The following is an 855-nucleotide window of genomic DNA, read 5'->3' on the forward strand; positions in this document are numbered from 1 at the left end:
TTTCTGGATGTTTTGTGCGAACTTCGCAAAGGCGGGTTTCTGTATCTGAACGGATAATCAAACCGACATAGTGGGTCTTGCTGAATGTGCCGTCTTGGTTTTTGCGTTCTCGTGCGAACATCCGGTCAAATGCGGCAATGACGAAAATACCTTGTTTGCGTTCGGTTTCTTGAGACATGATGTTTCCTTTCTGCCAACTTAGGGCATATTGATGATGGTTTCTCGGTTATAAAACGCCCATTTCGGGCTAATTAAGCTGGATAAAATACGGTTGTAGTTTTCTTCTGTAATGGCTTTGAGTTCTCTGTTAAATTCATGTTTTGCATACTGTTTTAAATATGGCTCAATGCAGATAATCCATTTCTGGAGCTTCTCGCGCCATAGGCGCGAACCAGCACTTACAAACGAAAAATTGCTGTTTGCAATCTTCCACAGACTTTTTTTGTCGATGGTTGTACGAATCAGGCGATAGCCTTTGTCTTCAGGAAGTCTGCTGTTAATGTGTTTTGAAATGTATTTGGCCACATATCTTGCCAAGCCTTTGCTGTTGGTCTTTACCGGCAAAAGTTCGGAACGGCCGAAACCGTATTTATCCATGTTTTCACGAAGAATTTGCCAAAGCTGACGGAGTGCTTTGTTTGCTGATGTGTAGTTTCGGGCTTGAATTTGCTTAAAATTCAGGCCGCGGCGAATGTCTTCGCGTGTGTTCACAATCAGATGGAAATGAATACGACCGCTTTTCATGCGCTCGTATACGCAGACATAATGTTCGAAATGTTTTTTAAGAAAGTTTGTGCGCAGGCTGTGAAAGCGGCGGCTTGCCTCTTTGACGTCTTATACGTCGTCGGCAAATGT

General features: G+C 43.3%; 1 pseudogene. It reads right to left on the reverse strand.

Annotated features, from left to right (window positions below):
• Positions 1-198: 198 nt before the first annotated feature.
• A pseudogene (locus ACTHUR_RS12830) lies at positions 199-855 on the reverse strand (rolling circle replication-associated protein); the annotation flags it as partial.

This window comes from Neisseria sp. P0021.S007 (assembly GCF_051956855.1).